This window comes from Pseudarthrobacter sp. fls2-241-R2A-127 (assembly GCF_030209355.1).
In the GTDB taxonomy this organism is placed as follows: Bacteria; Actinomycetota; Actinomycetes; order Actinomycetales; family Micrococcaceae; genus Arthrobacter.
Map to the genome: position 1 here is coordinate 1 of NZ_JARVSF010000042.1, position 3,304 is coordinate 3,304.

Here is a 3,304-nt window from a genome sequence, read left to right on the forward strand (position 1 = left end):
TCAGCCGCGTAAGAAAATATCAACCCCAGCTGTCAACTAAACCTTCAGCAGTCCCCCTATTTCTAAGCTTGATTCTGCCTCGAATAGGCCGAAGAAGTTTCTGTCGCAACCAGCGAGTAAGAATGCTATGATCCGCCCTGTACATAAGCGGCCGCTGCATGCCGACGATGGATGCACCGAGACCACCGAGATTATGACGTAGTTTAGGTACTTTTATACCCTTGGTGGGCGTTTTAGGGCAGACTCTAATCATGTTGACCCGCTGGGACGAGACGTGGCACAGACTGAGCAATTGGACGAACGGTCAAGCCCCTTCAGAACGCCTTGCCGTTCAAGTGCTTCATCAGTCCGGTTACGAAGCTATCGACCCAAGCCATCCACTCGGTGGTCCCGATGGAGCCAAAGATGCTGTCATGCAGCGGGACGGCGAAAAGTGGATCATGGCCGCATATTTCCCTCGAGGCCAGCAAGCATTCAATGCCGTCAAGGCGAAGTTGGAAAGCGACTATCGGGGGGTTGGCAAACATAAAGCGCACGGGCTAGCTTTTATAACTAACCAAGAAATCTCTATTGGAGATCGACGCATACTCGACGAAGCAGTGCCTGGCGCCCTTGACTTGTACCACCTTGAGAGAGTTGTATCAATCCTAGACATGCCCATGATGGCAAGCGTCAGGACGCAATTTTTACAAATAGATTCAACGGATCCTCGTTCTCCCGTTATCGTCAGAGCGCTATCCCCTGCTACTGCCGGGGTGCCGGAGATCGTGGCTCGGACTGATGAGAAAGCCCTCTTCGAGAAACTTTGGAATGCCAGCGGGGAGTTGGCTACCGGCAGCCAAATTCTCGTTTTGACAGGACTTCCTGGCTCAGGAAAATCCACTCTGGCTGATTGGGCGTGCCGATCAGCGAGCAGCAAGAACCGGTTTTATCGATCGTTGGTCGTCGACATGCGCGGCTACGACATTGATGAGTCGCCGGTAACTGCCAATCAAGTATTCGCAAGCGCACTTCGCGCGCTGGGTGTAACCGACATTTCAGCCGATCTCGGTCAGCAAGGGACCCAGTACCATCAGGCACTAGACTGGGCGGCAGAAAGAGAAGAGCGGCTGCTTCTACTCTTGGACAATGTATTCTCTTTAGAACAGGTGCGTACGCTTCTCCCGCGATCGCCCTTTCATCGAGTGATAATCACCTCTCGTGAATCGCTTGCCCCCGAATTGCAAAATGCAACGCCCATGCGCATCGGCCCTCTGTCGAATCCTGACGCCGCCGACCTATTGCTCCGAGAGTCGGGAAGGGCCAGCAATGAGGGCGCCGTGCCGTCTGAATTTGCCGAGCTTGCTGCGGTCTGCGGAGATTTGCCTTTGGCGCTTCGTATATGTGCGGCTATCTTGAGATCAGACGCAAGATTAGATGTACGCGACCTGATCGAAGAGCTCAAAGAAGAGAATGACCGCCTAGAAGGACTGGAATACGGACATCTCGCGGTCCGTGCAAGCATTAAAACGTCAGTGGCTCGCCTGTCGAGTTCCGAATTACTGCACTTCAAGTACGCCTCTGCGCACCCTTCTGCCGAGTTTTCCACCGAAGCCGTAATACATATGATGGCCGACAGGCACGTTGCTACAGTCAGGGCTCTACGTCGCCTGCGTGATCGACATCTTTTGGAGGATGCGCACGACACCAACCGCTGGCGCATGCATGATTTAGTCCGGCTCTACAGTCGAGAACTTTCCGAAGCGCAGGAAGCGCCCGAAGCCCGCCAAGAAGCCCAAGCGCGGCTCCTAGAGTTCTACGCCGACATAGTAGTCGACGCCGCCGGATGGATAGACGGCAGTGTTATATCTCAGTACAAGCAGGCCGAGAGTCGATCGAGCGCTTTAGCTTGGATGCACCGAGAACTCCCGAATTTAGTGGGAAGCGCATTCTTGGCGAAAACGCTGGGGCACACTGACGCCGCCTGGCGTATGGGGATGAGCCTGGTACCAATCCTGGATTTACAGCGCAGCCTCGCGGTGGCGTTAAGGGTCTTGGCGGTCGCTACGAATGCAGCGGAACAAGAAGATGACCAAGTCAAGTTGTCGAAGGCTTTAAACAATACCGGGCTCACCCTGACTTCTCTCGATCGGCTAGATGAGGCGACAAGTACTTTCCAAAGAGCGATCCGGGCAGCGTCTTCGGGCGGTTCCCTAGAAGATCAGGCGGCCGCATGGATTGGGCTGTCTGCGGTCTATCGACAGACGTTCGGGACAGGGGCTGCGCTGCATGCCCTGGAACGCGCAGCAAAGCTTCGTCAAGAAGCCGGCGACCTCACGGGCATGGGTTACGTGCTTACCAACATTGGCATAACCCTTCGAGAATGTGGTCGCTACGGAGAAGCTATCCATACTTTGAGGTCGGCACTTAAGGTTCACCGCGCGAGCAGGTCTAAGAGAGCGGAAGCGTCAACGCTCGCGCAGCTCGCTACAGCCTTGAATCAGGTAGGCAATACAAAAGAAGCCATATCCCTTTTTCAAGAAGCAATTGAGGCTTACAAAGAGGTGCAGGATCTTGTGGGTCTGGCCATGGCGCAGATGAATCTCGGCAACTTACACGTGTTCTTAGGTGACTCGGCTAAAGCATTGGATTTCTACGAAGAATCTTTAGCGCTGTTCGGAAAAGTTGGCCACGTCGCTGGTCAACGCCAAGTGTTTCACAATATGGCTGCGGTTCACCATCGGCAGGGCCAGCCGGAAGCTGCTAAAGAGTACGAGCGCCGCAGGGACGAATGATGAGTTCATCGGAGATGTAAAGTTTGCGGTAGATCCCGCCCTTCACCGGCGGCCCATGCGGATGAGCCCGTCGCACGACTTCGATGAAGGGGTTTCTCGCCCTGTCTGCTGTGCCAGTCGCGGTGTTGCAGGCACAGCGCCTCGCCGAGTCGAATGCCCGTATCCTCACACACTGCGAAGAACAAACGGTCCCGCACCGACCCGATCCAGGTCGCCAGCAGCGGAGCGTAGCGGGCACAGCAGTCCTTGATCAGCTGCACATGGTGTCGTGTCCACGTCGCCGCGAAACCCATCACGGGCGCACTTGCACCGCTAGCGCTAGCGCCCGGTACCTCTTGTGCCCGCCCAGATGCCCGAGGAATTCCGTGCATGACACGCACGGACTATCCTGCCGGTGAAGAAGGTGTGGCGGGTATCCCAAGTCGGAGTGCGGGTCACGCCCGAGGACGGTTGCCATCAGCAGCTACTCCGGAAGTGAATATTCGCTCTTGAGGGGTCCATGTGTGGTGCGGGTTAGCGCCAGGGTCCGA

The 3,304-nt window shown here is 55.8% G+C and carries 1 protein-coding gene; it reads left to right on the forward strand.

Annotated elements, in window-relative coordinates; translation table 11 throughout:
- Positions 1-251 precede the first annotated feature (251 nt).
- Positions 252-2,774 carry a tetratricopeptide repeat protein gene (locus QRN53_RS19590; RefSeq protein ID WP_285245473.1) on the forward strand — a complete coding sequence of 841 codons (2,523 nt, stop codon included), beginning with the start codon at positions 252-254 and terminating at the stop codon, positions 2,772-2,774.
- Positions 2,775-3,304: the final 530 nt, after the last annotated feature.

What these genes read in the sequence shown, in the direction of transcription:
- QRN53_RS19590 (WP_285245473.1), top strand. Translation starts at nt 252, where the DNA reads ATGTTGACCCGCTGGGACGAGACGTGGCACAGACTGAGCAATTGGACG.